The organism is Paenibacillus sp. 19GGS1-52 (genome assembly GCF_022369515.1).
Classification (GTDB): Bacteria; Bacillota; Bacilli; order Paenibacillales; family Paenibacillaceae; genus Paenibacillus_AQ.
In genome coordinates, this window is the sequence record NZ_CP059724.1 from 1,174,353 (window position 1) to 1,189,530 (window position 15,178).

A 15,178-nucleotide genomic window follows, 5' to 3' on the forward strand; every position below is an offset into this window, starting at 1 on the left:
TATGGCAGGTGGCAAGGGAGTAGGATCACAATGGGAGCAATGAAACCTGAATATGAGGAAAAGACTAGTATAACGGATGTCAAAAACGAATTGGAGCAGATCGAAATTGAACTGCTGCTTAACGGGGTACATCGTTTATATGGGTATGATTTCAGGAATTATGCGTTGCCCTCCTTGAAACGGCGTATCTGGCATCATGTTCATGCGGAGAATGTAAATAACATATCCGCACTGCAAGAGAAGGTGCTGCACGATCGTGCCTGCTTCGAACGTTTTATTTATAGCCTTTCTATACCTGTAACGGAGATGTTTAGAGATCCGGGATTGTTTCTAACGTTTCGACAAAAAGTAATCCCGTTGCTGCGTACCTATCCTTACATTCGAATATGGCATGCAGGCTGCTCCACAGGCGAAGAAGTTTATTCCATGGCTATTCTGTTGCATGAAGAAGGACTGTATGACAAAGCACGCATTTATGCCACAGATATGAACGAACGCTCTTTACAGCAGGCTAAAGAGGGTGTGTACGATATTAGTAAGATGAAACAGTATACCAAGAACTATCTGGAGGCGGGTGGAACACGCGCGTTCTCAGAATACTATACAGCAAAGTATAATTCGGTGATTTTACAGCCTTATTTACGCAAAAACATTATTTTTGCAGAGCATAATCTAGCCACTGATACTTCATTTAATGAATTTAATGTGATCTTATGCCGTAATGTAATGATCTATTTCAATGATGAGCTTAGGGATCATGTCCATGGCTTGTTCAATGAAAGCCTGAGTCGTTTCGGAGTACTCGTGCTCGGTTCTAAAGAATCAATTCATTTCACTGGGTACAGCGATAGCTACGAACCCCTGGACAGAGTGGAGAAAATCTATCGGAAGATTAAATAGCAGCTTTGAGGGAGGGTCCTATGGGGTTTCAAGAACCGGTTCATATACTACTGGTAGACGACCGTCCGGAAAATTTGCTGGCGCTGGAGGCAGTGCTTGAGAATCAGCAATATAAGCTAATAAAAGCCATCTCCGGCGAAGAAGCGCTGCGATGTCTATTGAGATATGAGTTTGCAGTGATCGTACTGGACGTACAGATGCCGGATATGGATGGAATAGAAACCGCCAAATTGATTAAGGCCAGAGACAAAACGAAAGATATTCCGATTATTTTCATTTCGGCTAATAGCAAGGATGCGGAGCATCTATTCGCAGGTTATTCAGCAGGAGCCATTGATTATATGGTCAAACCCTTCATTCCACAAATTCTGAACTCTAAAATTGAAGGTTTTGTGCAAATGTATCTGACGAGCAAAAAACATCAAACCCAATCCATGCTGCTGCAGCAAAAAACACAGGAACTGGAAAGAATTAATGGTGAACTGGTCAAGGCTAAGGAAGATGCGGAAATTGCCGCCAAAGCCAAGACAGAATTCTTGGCCATGATGAGCCATGAGATTCGCACACCTATGAACGGTGTAGTAGGAATGACTGATTTGTTAATGGAGACTGAGCTTGCCCCAGAGCAGAAGGAATATACGGAAATTATTCGGAAAAGTGCCGATACACTCATTGCCGTAATTAATGATATTCTGGATTTCACGAAGATGGAATCGGGAAAAATGGAAATGGAAGAGCAGCTATTTGAACTTCGTTCCTGCATTCAGGAGGTATTTAATCTCTTCTCTGTGGAAGCAAGCAAGAAGAATTTAGAGCTTATCTTTTTTATCGATCAGAAGCTGCCAAAGCTTTTATATGGAGATATGGCCCGTCTACGTCAGGTATTAATTAATCTGGTTGCTAATGCAGTTAAATTTACCAACCAGGGCGGTGTCTATTTAGTTGCTTCAAATTCACAAACAGCGGATAATAAGATGGTATTAGAATTTACTGTTAAAGATACTGGCATTGGTATTTCCCCAGAAAAATGCGATCGTCTGTTTAAACCGTTCTCCCAGATTGATTCCTCTATGACACGGAAATATGGAGGGACTGGCCTTGGACTTGCTATCTGCAAATCTCTTGTCGAAATTATGGGTGGTGATATCCGGGTAGAATCAATGGAAGAAAAAGGGGCAACCTTTGTTTTTACCATTCAAGTGTCTGCGCCTGAGGAAGAACTGGTAGGGATTAACCAGGAAGAGGAACCTGTTGAGATTTTATCTAGTGGGAATGAACAAAGCAAAGCACTGATTGTGGATGACCACCCCATCAACCAGAGATTAATGGCTAGTATGCTGCAAAAGCTAGGTCTTAAGGCAGAGATTGCCGAAGATGGCGCTCAAGCGGTTGCGATGGCACTTACACATGCTTATGATTTCATCTTTATGGATCTGCAAATGCCTGTAATGGATGGTCTGGAGGCTACTACACAGATTCGTCTCAGTGGGGGCCTATCGGCCCAGAATGCTGTGATCATTGCGATGACGGCTAATGTGATGGATGGAATTCAGAGTCGATGTATAGCCTCAGGGATGGATGACTATATTAGCAAGCCGCTCAAATTGAGCAGCATTAAGCAGATTATCACCCGTTATTCCCCTAAGAATAAATTGTTTCCCGAGCGCAATACGTCTATTTATAATGCCTGACCTAATTTATACTAGTACTAGCAGAATGATTTGTTTCAAGAGTAGGACTTTAGGGTTATTGGTAAAGAAAACACTTATCAGGAGAGATTGTATATGAATACACATAAAAGCGAAAAGTTCCAGGCAATAACCGAAACAGAAGGTAGTGTATGTACAGTTTTTCTGATTGGAGAACTTGATTTGTCAGTTGCTCCCGATTTCCGGCTAGTTATGGAGCCGTTGGTAGGTGATAAGGGACTTGATCTTGTCATTAATCTTAAGGAATTAAGATACATCGATAGCACAGGTATTGGAATTTTGTTGTCAATACTGAAAGCAAGGCACGGACTGGAAGTGAAATTTACAGTGGTCGAAGTTCCTTCGCAAATACAGAAGCTGTTTGATATGACTGGTATTTCCAAATTTTTCGCCCCCCAAGAGGACTCCCACTAGGAAAGGATCGAACTTAGAATGAGTGATGATGGACAAAAAGTGATTCTACAGTTACCTGCCAGCGCAGAATATGTCGATATTGTCAGATTGAACTTATATGGTATTGCCTCAAAGATGGGTTTTACATATGAGGATATTGAAGATATGAAGGTAGCGGTATCAGAAGCTTGTAATAATTCTGTATTATATGCTTACGGTCAGAAAGATGGAGTAGTGGATGTCATTTTTGAAGTTGGAGCAAAGTCTTTATCCATAACTGTCAAAGATGAGGGGGAGAGCTTTGATGGAATGGATTCGTCCGAAGAGCGTTTGACGCTGCACGATAAAGAGCTGAGTGACGTTCAAGTCGGAGGGCTGGGGTTCTATTTGATGCAGGCACTCATGGATGATGTTAGCGTCGTGAGTGAAACAGGGAAAGGAACAGTTGTTACCTTGACCAAGCGACTTCATTTCACCGAGGAGAAAGTATGAACGAAAAGGTGACTCCCCCAGAGTCCATGAATGAAGCAGTAAGCCTTATTTGGGAGTACCAGCAAACAAAGGATAATGATATTGCTACAGTACTGATCAAGAAGTATGAGCCTATGGTTAAGATGGCTTCTGGCAAAATTGCCCGTAATCGTCCTGACCTATATGAGGATTTGTATCAGGTGGGTCAGATGGCGCTCATAAGGCTGCTGCAGCAGTATGATATCAGTATGGGTATTCCTTTTGAACCGTATGCCATGAAGAGTATGATTGGACATATGAAGAATTACCTGCGTGATAAATCCTGGTACATACAGGTTCCGAGACGGATCAAAGAAAAAGGGGCTCTAGTTCAGCAGGCGATCGATGAATTAACAATTAGGTTAGAACGTTCTCCTGCAGTAGAAGAAATCGCTCATTATCTTGAACTATCTGTTGAGGAAACTGTAGAGATACTGGCAGGTAGGGAGTGCTATCACTACGTATCACTGGATTCACCTATCTCGCAAGAAGAGACCGGCGCTACGCTTGGTGAGCTTATCAGTTCAGATGCCAATGATTATGAATCGCTTGAGAAACGGATGGATCTCCAGCAAGCCCTTGGACAACTCAAGGAACAGGAGCAGCAGGTGCTGTTGTTGGCTTTCCAGGATGGCGAATCACAGCGAGCTATCGCACAGAAGCTGGGTGTTTCACAAATGAGCGTATCACGGATTCAGAAGCGGGCTACCGAGAAGCTTAAACAGATTATGTCGAATTCTTCCTATTAAATTACCAGTAACGACTATGGGCATGCTTTTTCTCCTTAGAGGAGAAGAGCATGCCCTTTATTTTTAAACCTAACTGTTAGCATCAATATACTTTTTGATCTCACCAAGATATTCCCCAATAATTGGTACATTAAGAAATAGACTCAGGATATAACCCAGCAAACCGAGAATGACGAAGGTGCCAATAGAAAGACCTAAACCGCGGGAAATTCCAGCCATAAGATTCGTAATGATTCGCTTTTTGGGATCTGTATAGTTCTCAAGAATGTCTTTGAATTCAGACTTTTCCAGTGAATCTGCAATTTTATCTAGACGAGCATTTAACCTTTTCAGCTCATGCCGCAGCTCAAAGGGATGCTCCTCGACTTCGTAAACCTTGGTTCTATTTTCCAGATCTCCCATAAGTATTCCCTACTTTCTGTAGCCCGAAGGGCTTATGATCAATCTTTATTACGCACCAATAGCCAGCTACGGTCAGCTGGCTATCGGCAGGGTAGAGCGTAGCTTGTGTATTAAGGTAACTTAATAGTTTGTTTTATAGGTATCTTTGACTTGTTCTTTGGCATCGGATGCTTCATCAGCTACATCTTTGGAGGCATCAGTTACATCAGCAGCTATACTTGCCGAAGCGTCACTTACCGTTTCGCCGATCTTCTTACCAGTATCGTGTAAAGTAGCAGCAATTTGCTGTTTACTATCACTGACAGTAGTGTAGATATCGGAGGCCTTAGCGGACACCGTACTCGCCAAATCACTTGCTTTTTCTCCAACAGTAGTAGCGATCGATATCGTTTTGTCAGTCACTGCACCGGCAACCTCTTTGGTCTTGTCAGTCGCAAGTGCAAGCTTGTCGGATAAATCATCGCGCAATTCACGACCTGGTTTTGGTGCAAACAGCAGGGCTGCTGCAGCCCCAATTAAACTACCTATAAAGATTCCTTTTAGTAAAGTACTTCCGCTTTGTACCGGGTATTCTGTTTCTGCTTTATTCATCACAAATCACTCCTTAAGAGAATATTGTATTCCAAAATCAGTCGGCGGGCCGAAACGGCGTTTCGAGTTTCTGTAACGGTGCCTTCTTCATTTAGATATCAGGATAACCTGAAGTTCTTACTTCGTATATAAACGTTAGTATGTAAGCTGAAACATTAGAAGCGCAAGAGAAAGATTTCTGGAGTAAGGAGAAGGATGTTCGAAATAACAAGGCATTATCACCTTGAAACAGTCCGTTTTGGGACTTTACAAACTACCTTACATGAAGGAAAGATTATAGAGTTTTCTATTATTAATCATCTAGGATCGGCTATATAGAGAAAAGAGGAGAGACATCATGGAAACTGTGTTAGTGCGGGAATATCGGTCGGATTTGCTAGAGTGTGTTCATAGCGGGCATATCGCGATTGTAGGAGAAGGCGGACTGTTAAAGGGTTATGCTGGAGACCCCGGCTTTGTATCCTTTACCCGTTCTGCGGCTAAGCCGCTGCAGGCGATTCCAGGTATTCGAGGGGGGATTGCCGAGCAATATGGACTTACTTCAGCCGAAATCGCTCTGATGACTGCTTCTCACCGTGGGGAGAGCTATCATATTGATACATTGGAAAGTATTTCATCCAAAATTGGTATTGAGGAATCTCAAATGATTTGCGCAACAAGTTATCCGCTGGATCTGAATAGCCATGAACAGGCTATACGCGGCTTTGGCAAAAGAAGATTTTATCATAATTGCTCAGGCAAACATATGGGGATTCTGTCCTATAGCAAACTGAAGGGTCTGCCGCTCGACGAGTATTCACAACCAGAGCATCCTGTGCAGCGTGAGATCCTTAGCACGATTGCTTATATGGCTGATGTTGCTCCGGAAAGTATTGGCCTCGGCACGGACGGCTGCGGCTTGCCGGTATTTGCGCTACCTCTGACAGCGCTGGCGAATGCTTATTTGAAGCTGGCCTGTCCTGATTTGATCAGTGATGAGCCAACGCGTAAAGCGGTTAAAGTGATTACTTCTGCGATGAACACCCATCCAGAGATGGTTTCTGGACACGGACGGTTGGATTCCATTCTGTTAGAGGATGGGAATATCATTGCCAAAGGTGGTTTCAAGGGTGTCTATTGTTTCGGCTTGCGCCAGGAACGGCTCGGGATTTCCTTTAAAATTCTAGACGGTTCGGAAGAAGAGTGGGGTCTTATTGTACAGAGTATTCTGGAGCAGTTGGGATATAGCCAGAAGAACACTCTGGAAAAGCTCCGTTCCGCCTTTTCAGGGGTTATTTATAATGATGGAGGTAGACAGGTGGGTCATGCCGCTCCAGAATTCCAGCTGGAGCTAATCTAGTTAGAGAAGCTGTCCTGTCCTGACGTAACAAAGTGCACAGCAAAGGAGCCCCTTACCCTGCTAATCCACCGACTTGGATGGAAGCAGAGCGAGGGGCTCCTTTGCAAAAAAGCTTGATTTATTTTTGCCGCAGACGTCCGAGCTCGGACACGAGCGCTTCCACCTGGGAAATGCTGAGTCTGTCACTGCCCATAGTTACTTCGTAAACATCAAGAATATCCTCATAGTTATTCACCGAGAATGCGGATGCCTGCATAGCTGCGGCACTGGCCATCTTAAGTTTGGTTTTGATGCCTTCAATCATATATTCAACATTTTCCTGACTAGGCTTTGTTAAATCCATTGGGTTACTAACATCCTCTCTGCTCGGTGTATTCATCTTTTATTTTATCATGTTTGGGTGCTATACCACCATTTTTTTGTGAGGTCAGCTGAAATCATGTAAAATTAAAGATAATTTAAGGTGGTTATTCACATCGGAGGGAGCGAAGGCATTGGCGATTAGGGAGCAGGGGAGCGGAAAACGAAGTAGGCTGAAAGCTGAAGAGCTAAGTTCCTTCTTTCGTAAAATCTCGGAACAACATACGGTAGAGCAAATCACCTTTCTTTGTATTGGAACGGACCGTTCTACAGGGGATGCTCTGGGTCCGCTGACGGGCAGTAAATTACTGGAGTACGGCTTTCCAAATGTGGTCGGTACGCTTCCGTCTCCGTGTGATGCTGATAATCTGGTGGCCCGTATAGGTGGTATACCTGCTGGGCATATTGTGATAGCAGTTGATGCCTGTTTAGGACCTCCGCTTGCGCTTGGCTTCTTTTTTGCCTCTCATGAGCCATTGCAGCCAGCCCAATCGGTCGGACTACATCTACCGGCTGTAGGGCATTATAGTCTCGCCGCCATTGTTGATATTAACGGTCCCAAGCCCTATCGGACATTACAGACGACCCCGCTGTACAGAGTCATGCTTATGGCTGAACAGATTGCCGATGCGGCAGCAGCAGGATTCGGGCGGGTACGTTAAGAAAGTTTCAAGGAGACTGTATTAGCTTAATAATAGATATCACTTTTTACATAGAAAGAAGGAATCATCTAATGGAAATAGTTCATTCAAACGGAAGTAATATTGGCTACAGTGATCAAGGGGAAGGCGAAGTTATCGTATTGCTGCATGGTTTTTGTGGAAGCGCTGATTATTGGGAGAAGGTCATTCCCGCCTTAAGCGGCAGTTACCGCATCATTGCCCTTGATTTGCGAGGTCATGGCACTTCGGATGCTCCGCTTGGAGCTTACAGCGTTGAACAGATGGCAGATGATGTGTTATCCGTATTGGATGCCCTGGAGATTCCGCAGTTCACTTTGCTGGGCCACTCACTTGGCGGTTACATAACATTGTCTTTTGCACAGCGTTATGCCGCCCGGTTGCGGGGTTTTGGACTAATTCATTCCACTGGATATCCAGATAGTGAAGAGGCTAAAGAGAAACGTCTGAAAAGCGTCAGCACGATTCAAAATGAGGGGATTACCGCTTTTGTAGATGCGCTGGTACCTGGACTATTCGCTCCAACAACCGCTGAAGCCGCTCCACAGCTGTTGGAGCGTGCGAAGGAGATTGGTTACAGAACGCCTCCACAGGGTGCAGCAGGAGCAGCGCTGGCTATGCGTGAGCGTCCGGACCGCCGTGATGTGATCTCAGCCAGTGTGCTTCCGATATTGCTCGTTGCCGGAGAAAAGGACACACATGTACCTCCTGAAAAAATCTTTACTTCGGACAAACCCAATGTAACGCAAGCGACGATTCCTGGGGTGGGCCATATGAGCCTGTTTGAAGCGCCCGAGCAATTAGCTGGCATCATAAGGGACTTTGTGCAAGCTGCTACTCAGAAATAGCAGTTGTGGAATTCGATTAATAGTTACACTTAAGAAAGAGGCAGCCCCCGCTGGATTTGGCGAGTGCTGCCTCTTTCTGCTCCTAACTAGCTATTGAAACTTGCGGATGGCTGGGATGCATAGAACCAGCGCAATGCAGGTCATGCCGGCTCCGGCAAAAATAGCAATAGTAGCGACGCCGCCTATGAGGTCGGCCAGCCATCCAACAAGAACATACCCCACTGGCAGCAAGGCGAAGGAGCCAAGCATATCCAGACTGGCTACACGTCCGAAGGCCTCCTGCGGGACAAGCTCCTGCAGGCTGACCTCCCAGATGAGGCCGAAGATCATAAGGCCAAAGCCTTCTAGGGCGAATAGGGTGATTGCCCCTGCTGCAGTAGGGACAAAGGGCAGTAGCAAAAGCGCCAATCCACTTAGAAAAGCTCCCCCATAAGCCATAAGACCCCGATGATTCCATTGTGGCCTCATGCCGTACAGCAGTCCTCCAACGATAGCGCCCACACCAGAGAAGGTGACAGCAAGGCCGTAAAGGTAAGGCTCCCACCCATGATGAATCTTAAAGAGCCAAGGAATAAGAATACTTGTAATTCCCGCGTAACAAATATTGATAAACGAAAAAGCCAAAATTGTAATCCACAGCCAGGGATTGCTCCGCAGCACTGCTACTCCTTCTTTGAAGTCTGCCTTCCAGTTCGGTGCGGATGGAACTTCAGGTGATGCCGTAGGAGACTGAGACTGGTTGCTGAGCGAAGATGGGGTAGAGAGTTCAGGCCTTAATCTGACGATCAGGAATTTGCGCAAATAGATAAGGCAGAGAAAGGATAATAAATAAGTTAAGGCATCCATGCCGAAGCCGAAACCTGCGGACAGATGAGTGATCAGTAATCCGCCGAGCGCTGGGCCGATCAGCCGTACCGTTTGCGTGGTCATTTGTGTTAGTGAATTGGCTGCATTTCGAATGTCAGGGGTGAATACGGTAGCGCGGACCGCGGCATAAGCGGGTTGAAATAATCCGTCAAGCAGACCATAGAAGCCCACTAATACGAAGAGCAGCGGAATACTGAGCAGTCCAGATAACGAGAGGACCGCTGTTGTCAGCATGATGACACTGCGGGCGATATCCGCCAGCATCATAATCCTTACCCGGTCATACCGGTCTACAATGTGTCCAGAGATCGGGAGCATGAGCACATTTGGCAGCATATAAGCAGCCATGACGAAGCCCATGATAGTTGTAGAGCCAGTCATTGAATAGACTAATACTGGGAGAATAACCATCGTTATTGAACTGCCCAGAAAAGAGATAAGGTGACCGAGCCATAGATAAAGGAAGGCCCGTGAGCTCGCAAAAGGAGCGGCAAATCCTCGTAGCGGATTATTGCTGGCTTTTTCAGGCGTGCTGACTGGTATCATTTCAAGGATTCACCGCCTAAGCTTGGAGTAGAATCGGTATTTAAGCGTCCAATGACGATATCCACACCGTACTCTTCACCATGGGTGATTTTGGATTCCCAAATGGAGATAAACTGTTTCAATTCCTGCTGAAAGTTCTCCAATTCGCGTTCGGATAACGTCAGTCTTGTGGTGAAATGTTCGACAGTGTCCTCCTTCTGAAACTGAAAGCCGCTAAAATTTGCTGAGCGGAACCAAGTAGCTTTGGAGCGATAGAACTTCTGGACAATTCCTCCGGTCACTTCGGTACGGACGAGATCAAGCAATCCGCCTTCAAACAGCTTGATGATATGGTAATGGATGTTTCCTGGTGTCTTCTGTAGATCTTCAGCAACTTGTTTGGAAGTAAGAGGTTCTCCAGCAAGAGCATGCATAATCTTAATTCGTAATGCACTTTCCAATAATTTATCCTGCTCAGGTGTAACCGGCAGTGGAGTGGGAGTGTTACTATCTTGCAGCTGGATTTGCGGTTGAAGGTTATCATTATCCGCTTCTTCTTGTCCATGGGTGTTATTGTTCATGGTTGTTTCCTCCTGTTGAACGATAAATTGGAACGATCGCCATACGATCTGTTTAATAGTTCGATCTGTAATGCAGATCGAAGCTGGATCTAGTGTATTATAGCGATTGTTTTTCTGTCAAGGTCTTAGAATTTCCGTCTATAGAATGGCATAGTACTCGGGAATGGTTTAAGATTAATTAGAGAGATTTACAGCCAAAGTAACCAAAAAGGGGTGTGCAGCATGTTTCGAAGAGATTATATTGTCCGGATGATTGAGGACATGACGGCGATGGTAGCCAAGGTAATGACTCTGAAACAGGAGCGGAAGACGACGGAAGCGTTATGGGAAGTCGATGAGCTGCTGAACCGGCACTTCCGGCTGAACTCCCGACTTTTGAATTCACTGTCCGTGGAGGACATTATAGATATGTATCGTCTGGGCGGTGTGATCGAATCCGACAAATTGCAAGGAGTGGCCCGGCTGCTGAAGGAAGAGGGCAGCATTTATGCCGGGAACAACAATAAGGAAGCAGCGCTATTCAGAGGCATGCGGGCGTTGCATTTATATTTGTACGCGGATCTGAATGGTGCTGACCGCGGACTGCTGAGTATGACGCAAGATATCAATGAGCTTCTGCAGGAAGTGCAGGCTTACCGGCTGCCGGTCAAGACGGAGCGGCTGTTGCTGGCTTATATGGAATCGGTTGGACGTTTCGGCAAAGCCGAGGATAGCCTTTACAGGCTGTGGGAACAGGGTGAAGATATGTCAGTGGCGGGAGCGGAGCTGTACGAGCGGCTGCTGCTCATATCTCCTGTCGAATTGGAACAAGGTAATCTTCCCTTAGAGGAAGTGAAACAGGGAATATCAGAATGGAGCAGGCTTAACATGATACATGCCGAGTCGAATATTCTTTAAATACGCCGATACCAATATTTATGAAGCTAAGTGCTCTCTTGGTAGAGCATGATATAATGTGTTAATCGAATTTTAAATCAGGAAAGTGAGATGTGCGTTGTGGAATCTTTAAAAGCTCTTATTGAACAACTAATTAGGGACCGAACTTTGATTACGGCGACCTTAAGTCAATTGCGTAATAAAGGAGAGGCCTCCTACACGAAGGTGCAGGTTAAACCTGTTGAATTAAAGGGCAAGCTGCATCATCAGTTTGCCTATTATATTGGAGCAAAGGTTGAGCATCGCAATGTACCCGTGGAGTTAGCGGCGGAGGAACTGACACTGTTACTGAGAGAGACGTTTCGTCAAGGCCTGATCTGTACGGTAGAGGCTGATTACCAGGTATTGGTTAGCAAAAAATACAAAGTCTCGATACTCACTAAATCCCCAAGTAAGCAAGAAGTACCGGATTTGGCTCACAATCGTCGCAAGCGTTATGTATTGGAGGATGGGCAGCCGGTTCCGTTTCTGGTAGAGCTGGGCATTATGAATCTGGAAGGCAAAGTGCTGGCCAAGAAATACGATAAGTTCCGGCAGATCAATCGCTTTCTGGAGATGGTGGAAGATGTGCTTGCTGATCTGCCAACGGGCCGACCGTTGACCATTGTTGATTTTGGCTGCGGTAAATCCTATTTAACGTTTGCGCTTTATCATTATTTAGCAGTCCGTGAGAAACGGGAGCTGAATATTGTGGGTCTGGATCTGAAAGCGGATGTCATTGAACACTGCGCGCAACTTGCTGCAAGGCTGGGTTACGACAAGCTTCATTTCCTTGTTGGCGATATTGCCGAATATAATGAACTGGAGCAGGTGGATATGGTCGTAACCCTTCACGCCTGTGATACCGCAACAGACGCAGCCTTGGAAAAGGCTGTACGCTGGGGTGCCTCAGTCATTCTGTCCGTGCCCTGCTGCCAGCATGAATTATTCAACCAAGTCGAGAGTAACGTGCTCAGCCCCTTGCTGTCACACGGCATACTGAAGGAGCGCTTCTCAGCTCTGGCTACCGATGCAATCCGTGCCAAGCTGCTGGACCTGATGGGTTACCGCAGCCAGTTGCTAGAATTCATCGACATGGAACATACACCAAAGAACATCCTGATTCGTGCGGTCAAAAGCTCAGGTGGCGATAATGCTGCTAAATGGCGCGAATACAGCGCATTCCGCGATTTCCTGGGCGCGAAGCCTTATCTTGAACGGGTATGTGCCGATCTGCTTCCCACTGAAATTCCAGTGCAGGGATAAATAATTGTAATTTGTAATTATACCTTTTTGCAACCAAAACGGGCTACTTCCTTACAGGAGGTAGCCCGTTTTGGTTGTGGACAAATATGGGCAGAATAGAGATAACTTAAGCAAACAGGGGAAATTAAAATGTGGCGTGGAAGAATAGAGTATGGTTTGGAACCCGTAGTGAATTATATTGCTGCAACTGCAGTTATAGTGGCCGGAGCAGCTGCTTGTTGGCTGCGCGGATTCTTTTTTGCTGAGGAGATGTACGCTTTCTTAGCAGTATGGTTTGTCTTGTGTGCCGTAATTATAGCTCTTAAATTCTTTGTTGCTGGCAGGAGAGGGAATAAAGCGGCGTCCAGAAATGTATTTGCGTGGGAAAGTGCAGTGGAGAGCAACAGCAGTATACGAAGAACTCAGAGAGCAGGATTGGTGATGCTGAGCGGTTCTGTTTTGATTCTCGCACTCTATGCCATCCATTGGCTGCGGGGTTCTATATCAGTCCAAGGCACATTGAACGAACTGTTACGTTGGGGGCTTTATGCCAGCTTTGCTGTTGTGGCCTACACCTGTGCAGGAAATCGGCGAGTGGGTCGATTACTCATCGCCGCTTGGCACGGAGTAGGAATGACGTTATGCCTTACTGCTTTATTGGCTGTCTGCGGAATTGTTCCGCTCCCATTTGCGGTAGCCTACAGTGATGCACTGGGAGTTAGTGTTACTGGGGCTAGATTGGGCGGACTGCTTGAATATCCCAATACATTTGGTGCTGTAATGGCTGTTTTTCTGCTGGAGCGGTTGTTCGCCACCTTAGGCGATGCCTATTCAGCAAAGGACAGCACGGCAGTTGCGCTGCTGCGCCAGCTGCCGCTATTCCCTTACGCCGCCGCGCTGCTGCTCAGCGAGTCGCGCGGCGCTTGGCTGGCGGCGGCCTGCGCCGCAGCCGCCGTACTGCCCTGGAAGCGGCGGCTCCTTGCGCCGCTTCTTACCGCTGGCGCCGCGCCCGTGGCCGCAGCGGCGCTGCTCTACCGCCAACTGGCCCGTGCCGGGTTGGCGGTAGAGCCCTTGCCCGGCCTGCTGGCGCTGGCCGGGCTCTGGGCCGGCGCGCTGCTAGCCGGCCTATGGCTGTGCCGCCGCGAGCGCTGCGCGGCGGCGGGCTGGACCCGCGCCGCCGTGCTGGCACCGGCAGCGGCAGGCTGGACGGCGGCGGGCACCGCCGTCCTCTTGCACGTGCACGCGCGCATCACCGGACCGTCGTCGACGGTATCCGCGCGCGGGCTTTTTTACCGCGACGCTTGGAAACTCGCGGCAGAGGCGCCCTGGCTGGGTCGCGGAGGCGAGACCTGGGCGAGTACATACCTCGCCATTCAGTCCCACCCCTATGTAGGCAGCCAGGTGCATAACGGTTATCTCGACATCCTGTTAAACCTAGGTATTGTCGGCTTGACAGCTACTGCTCTGCTACTGTTGGCGACAGGCTGGCTGCTGACCCTGGCAGCACCACAGCTGTTGCCGCCATTTCTGGTCTTGATTTTGCACAGTGCCGTTGACTTTGATTGGAGCTACGGGTTGGTCTGGTTATTGCTGCTCTGGCTGCCCGCGCTTGCTGTGGCTTGCGCGGGCCAAACGGCTAGTGCTACTGCCCAGCTCAAGCCTGTCAATCAGTCAGCTTTTATAGATATAAGCCGTATCAACTGCCAAACTGCTCTGCGTGGATTTCGCTATCCGGGCCAAGTCATGGCTACTGTAGCCTGCTGTGCTTGTTTAAGTCTGGGCCTGTTGTCTTTGCATGCTTATAAAGGTATAGATTTATACAAGCAAGCCGGCAAACAAGCCCTAACCTTCACGGAAAGAGCAGAACTGCTGCAGCAATCCTTGGACTGGGGTCCGTATGTGCCCAGAACGGCTGTGGCTTTATCGCGAATGCTACCGACGGAACAAGCGGCCCGCTTATTGCAGAGCAGTTTGAATTATTCTCCGAGTTCTACCGTTTTAAGCTGGGAACTAACGGAACGCATGACGAGGGAAGACAATCCTGGAGTTGCGCTGTATTGGATACGCCAAAGTCTACAATTGGATGTCTACAACTACGTCAAACGGGTGAGAGTTATTGAAGATCTGCTGGCGATGGGCCAGCGTAGGCTCGCGGCAGGGGATATAGGAGAGGCGAAGAGCAGTGCTGCTGCAGGGATGGGGCTTCTCCGGCAATACCGTTTGCTGGTGGAGCAGGAGAACAGAAGTGGGGGGCAACATAATGACCGCCATTTCAGAGTTGCCAAAGAAGCCGACAGCTTAAACTGGCAACTGAGAGGGTTGCTGCTTGCTCATTAATGCTAATGGTGGTGTAAATGATGGGGACGGTTCGCTTGAATTGTATTCCCTGAATTTTTGTATTGGAACTTATTTACTTATCCTTTTAGATTAAGAGAATAGGAGAGGCCTTTTACAGAAGTAGAAGTCGTAAGCTTTCCTATGCTAGAATAGGCTAAGAGAAACTGGCGACATAGAGCAGGAGCGGAAATGTTGTAATTAACCATGCAGCAATGACGTATTTTGCC

16 protein-coding genes are annotated in these 15,178 nt (G+C 47.1%); 11 read left to right on the forward strand and 5 right to left on the reverse strand.

Features of this window, described 5'->3' with window-relative positions; all coding sequences use genetic code 11:
* The first annotated feature begins 30 nt into the window (after positions 1-30).
* From H1230_RS05400 to H1230_RS05420, 5 genes are all read left to right on the forward strand, one after another.
* Positions 31-900, forward strand: coding sequence for a CheR family methyltransferase (locus H1230_RS05400; RefSeq protein WP_481857118.1), 870 nt, complete (start codon positions 31-33; stop codon positions 898-900).
* 20 nt (positions 901-920) lie between these two features.
* On the forward strand, positions 921-2,591 hold the full coding sequence (locus H1230_RS05405; RefSeq protein ID WP_239714550.1) for a response regulator: 1,671 nt from the start codon (positions 921-923) through the stop codon (positions 2,589-2,591).
* Between the two features lie 93 nt (positions 2,592-2,684).
* Positions 2,685-3,023 carry an STAS domain-containing protein gene (locus tag H1230_RS05410; RefSeq protein ID WP_239714551.1) on the forward strand — a complete coding sequence of 113 codons (339 nt, stop codon included), beginning with the start codon at positions 2,685-2,687 and terminating at the stop codon, positions 3,021-3,023.
* Between the two features lie 18 nt (positions 3,024-3,041).
* Positions 3,042-3,494: an anti-sigma B factor RsbW gene (gene rsbW, locus H1230_RS05415; protein ID WP_239714552.1), complete on the forward strand. Its 453-nt coding sequence runs from the start codon at positions 3,042-3,044 to the stop codon at positions 3,492-3,494.
* A complete protein-coding gene (locus tag H1230_RS05420; protein ID WP_239714553.1) occupies positions 3,491-4,261 on the forward strand; it encodes a sigma-70 family RNA polymerase sigma factor in 771 nt (256 codons plus the stop codon). The genes rsbW and H1230_RS05420 overlap by 4 nt, the downstream gene beginning before the upstream one ends.
* Before the next feature lie 69 nt (positions 4,262-4,330).
* On the opposite strand, the gene H1230_RS05425 is transcribed toward H1230_RS05420, so the two are convergent.
* Together H1230_RS05425 and H1230_RS05430 are read right to left on the reverse strand one after the other, a co-directional pair.
* Positions 4,331-4,663: a DUF5665 domain-containing protein gene (locus H1230_RS05425; protein ID WP_154122475.1), complete on the reverse strand. Its 333-nt coding sequence runs from the start codon at positions 4,661-4,663 to the stop codon at positions 4,331-4,333.
* Positions 4,664-4,783: 120 nt separating this feature from the next.
* Positions 4,784-5,254 carry a YtxH domain-containing protein gene (locus H1230_RS05430; protein ID WP_239714554.1) on the reverse strand — a complete coding sequence of 157 codons (471 nt, stop codon included), beginning with the start codon at positions 5,252-5,254 and terminating at the stop codon, positions 4,784-4,786.
* A gap of 337 nt (positions 5,255-5,591) precedes the next feature.
* Between H1230_RS05430 and H1230_RS05435 the strand changes: the two genes are divergently transcribed.
* Positions 5,592-6,593: an asparaginase gene (locus H1230_RS05435; protein WP_239714555.1), complete on the forward strand. Its 1,002-nt coding sequence runs from the start codon at positions 5,592-5,594 to the stop codon at positions 6,591-6,593.
* Between the two features lie 118 nt (positions 6,594-6,711).
* Here H1230_RS05435 and H1230_RS05440 read toward each other — a convergent pair whose 3' ends face one another.
* Entirely contained in the window at positions 6,712-6,936 is a 225-nt protein-coding gene (locus H1230_RS05440; RefSeq protein ID WP_154122472.1) for a DUF1128 family protein, read from the reverse strand.
* Between the two features lie 151 nt (positions 6,937-7,087).
* Here H1230_RS05440 and yyaC point away from each other — a divergent pair, with 151 nt between their 5' ends.
* Positions 7,088-7,615 carry a spore protease YyaC gene (yyaC, locus tag H1230_RS05445; protein ID WP_239714556.1) on the forward strand — a complete coding sequence of 176 codons (528 nt, stop codon included), beginning with the start codon at positions 7,088-7,090 and terminating at the stop codon, positions 7,613-7,615.
* Between the two features lie 71 nt (positions 7,616-7,686).
* Positions 7,687-8,481 (forward strand): alpha/beta fold hydrolase, encoded by a 795-nt coding sequence (locus tag H1230_RS05450; RefSeq protein WP_239714557.1) that lies wholly within the window; start codon positions 7,687-7,689, stop codon positions 8,479-8,481.
* 90 nt (positions 8,482-8,571) lie between these two features.
* On the opposite strand, the gene H1230_RS05455 is transcribed toward H1230_RS05450, so the two are convergent.
* Both H1230_RS05455 and H1230_RS05460 read right to left on the reverse strand, forming a co-directional pair.
* On the reverse strand, positions 8,572-9,894 hold the full coding sequence (locus H1230_RS05455; protein ID WP_345773398.1) for an MFS transporter: 1,323 nt from the start codon (positions 9,892-9,894) through the stop codon (positions 8,572-8,574).
* Positions 9,891-10,454 carry a winged helix-turn-helix domain-containing protein gene (locus tag H1230_RS05460; protein ID WP_239714558.1) on the reverse strand — a complete coding sequence of 188 codons (564 nt, stop codon included), beginning with the start codon at positions 10,452-10,454 and terminating at the stop codon, positions 9,891-9,893. Before H1230_RS05460 ends, H1230_RS05455 begins: the two co-directional genes overlap by 4 nt.
* Positions 10,455-10,676: 222 nt before the next feature.
* Here H1230_RS05460 and H1230_RS05465 point away from each other — a divergent pair, with 222 nt between their 5' ends.
* The 3 genes from H1230_RS05465 to H1230_RS05475 all read left to right on the forward strand — a co-directional run bounded on the left by H1230_RS05465 (position 10,677) and on the right by H1230_RS05475 (position 14,951).
* Positions 10,677-11,351, forward strand: coding sequence for a DUF6483 family protein (locus tag H1230_RS05465; RefSeq protein WP_239714559.1), 675 nt, complete (start codon positions 10,677-10,679; stop codon positions 11,349-11,351).
* A gap of 90 nt (positions 11,352-11,441) precedes the next feature.
* A complete protein-coding gene (locus tag H1230_RS05470; RefSeq protein WP_239714560.1) occupies positions 11,442-12,635 on the forward strand; it encodes a class I SAM-dependent methyltransferase in 1,194 nt (397 codons plus the stop codon).
* A gap of 129 nt (positions 12,636-12,764) precedes the next feature.
* A complete protein-coding gene (locus H1230_RS05475) occupies positions 12,765-14,951 on the forward strand; it encodes an O-antigen ligase family protein (protein ID WP_239714561.1) in 2,187 nt (728 codons plus the stop codon).
* Positions 14,952-15,178 lie beyond the last annotated feature (227 nt).

Excerpts from the sequence above, each read along its gene's own strand:
- H1230_RS05400 (WP_481857118.1), top strand. The coding sequence starts at position 31 with ATGGGAGCAATGAAACCTGAATATGAGGAAAAGACTAGTATAACGGAT.
- H1230_RS05405 (WP_239714550.1), top strand. The coding sequence starts at position 921 with ATGGGGTTTCAAGAACCGGTTCATATACTACTGGTAGACGACCGTCCG.
- H1230_RS05410 (WP_239714551.1), top strand. The coding sequence starts at position 2,685 with ATGAATACACATAAAAGCGAAAAGTTCCAGGCAATAACCGAAACAGAA.
- rsbW (WP_239714552.1), top strand. The coding sequence starts at position 3,042 with ATGAGTGATGATGGACAAAAAGTGATTCTACAGTTACCTGCCAGCGCA.
- H1230_RS05420 (WP_239714553.1), top strand. The coding sequence starts at position 3,491 with ATGAACGAAAAGGTGACTCCCCCAGAGTCCATGAATGAAGCAGTAAGC.
- H1230_RS05425 (WP_154122475.1), bottom strand. The coding sequence starts at position 4,663 with ATGGGAGATCTGGAAAATAGAACCAAGGTTTACGAAGTCGAGGAGCAT.
- H1230_RS05430 (WP_239714554.1), bottom strand. The coding sequence starts at position 5,254 with ATGAATAAAGCAGAAACAGAATACCCGGTACAAAGCGGAAGTACTTTA.
- H1230_RS05435 (WP_239714555.1), top strand. The coding sequence starts at position 5,592 with ATGGAAACTGTGTTAGTGCGGGAATATCGGTCGGATTTGCTAGAGTGT.
- H1230_RS05440 (WP_154122472.1), bottom strand. The coding sequence starts at position 6,936 with ATGGATTTAACAAAGCCTAGTCAGGAAAATGTTGAATATATGATTGAA.
- H1230_RS05450 (WP_239714557.1), top strand. The coding sequence starts at position 7,687 with ATGGAAATAGTTCATTCAAACGGAAGTAATATTGGCTACAGTGATCAA.
- H1230_RS05455 (WP_345773398.1), bottom strand. The coding sequence starts at position 9,894 with ATGATACCAGTCAGCACGCCTGAAAAAGCCAGCAATAATCCGCTACGA.
- H1230_RS05460 (WP_239714558.1), bottom strand. The coding sequence starts at position 10,454 with ATGAACAATAACACCCATGGACAAGAAGAAGCGGATAATGATAACCTT.
- H1230_RS05465 (WP_239714559.1), top strand. The coding sequence starts at position 10,677 with ATGTTTCGAAGAGATTATATTGTCCGGATGATTGAGGACATGACGGCG.
- H1230_RS05470 (WP_239714560.1), top strand. The coding sequence starts at position 11,442 with ATGTGCGTTGTGGAATCTTTAAAAGCTCTTATTGAACAACTAATTAGG.
- H1230_RS05475 (WP_239714561.1), top strand. The coding sequence starts at position 12,765 with ATGTGGCGTGGAAGAATAGAGTATGGTTTGGAACCCGTAGTGAATTAT.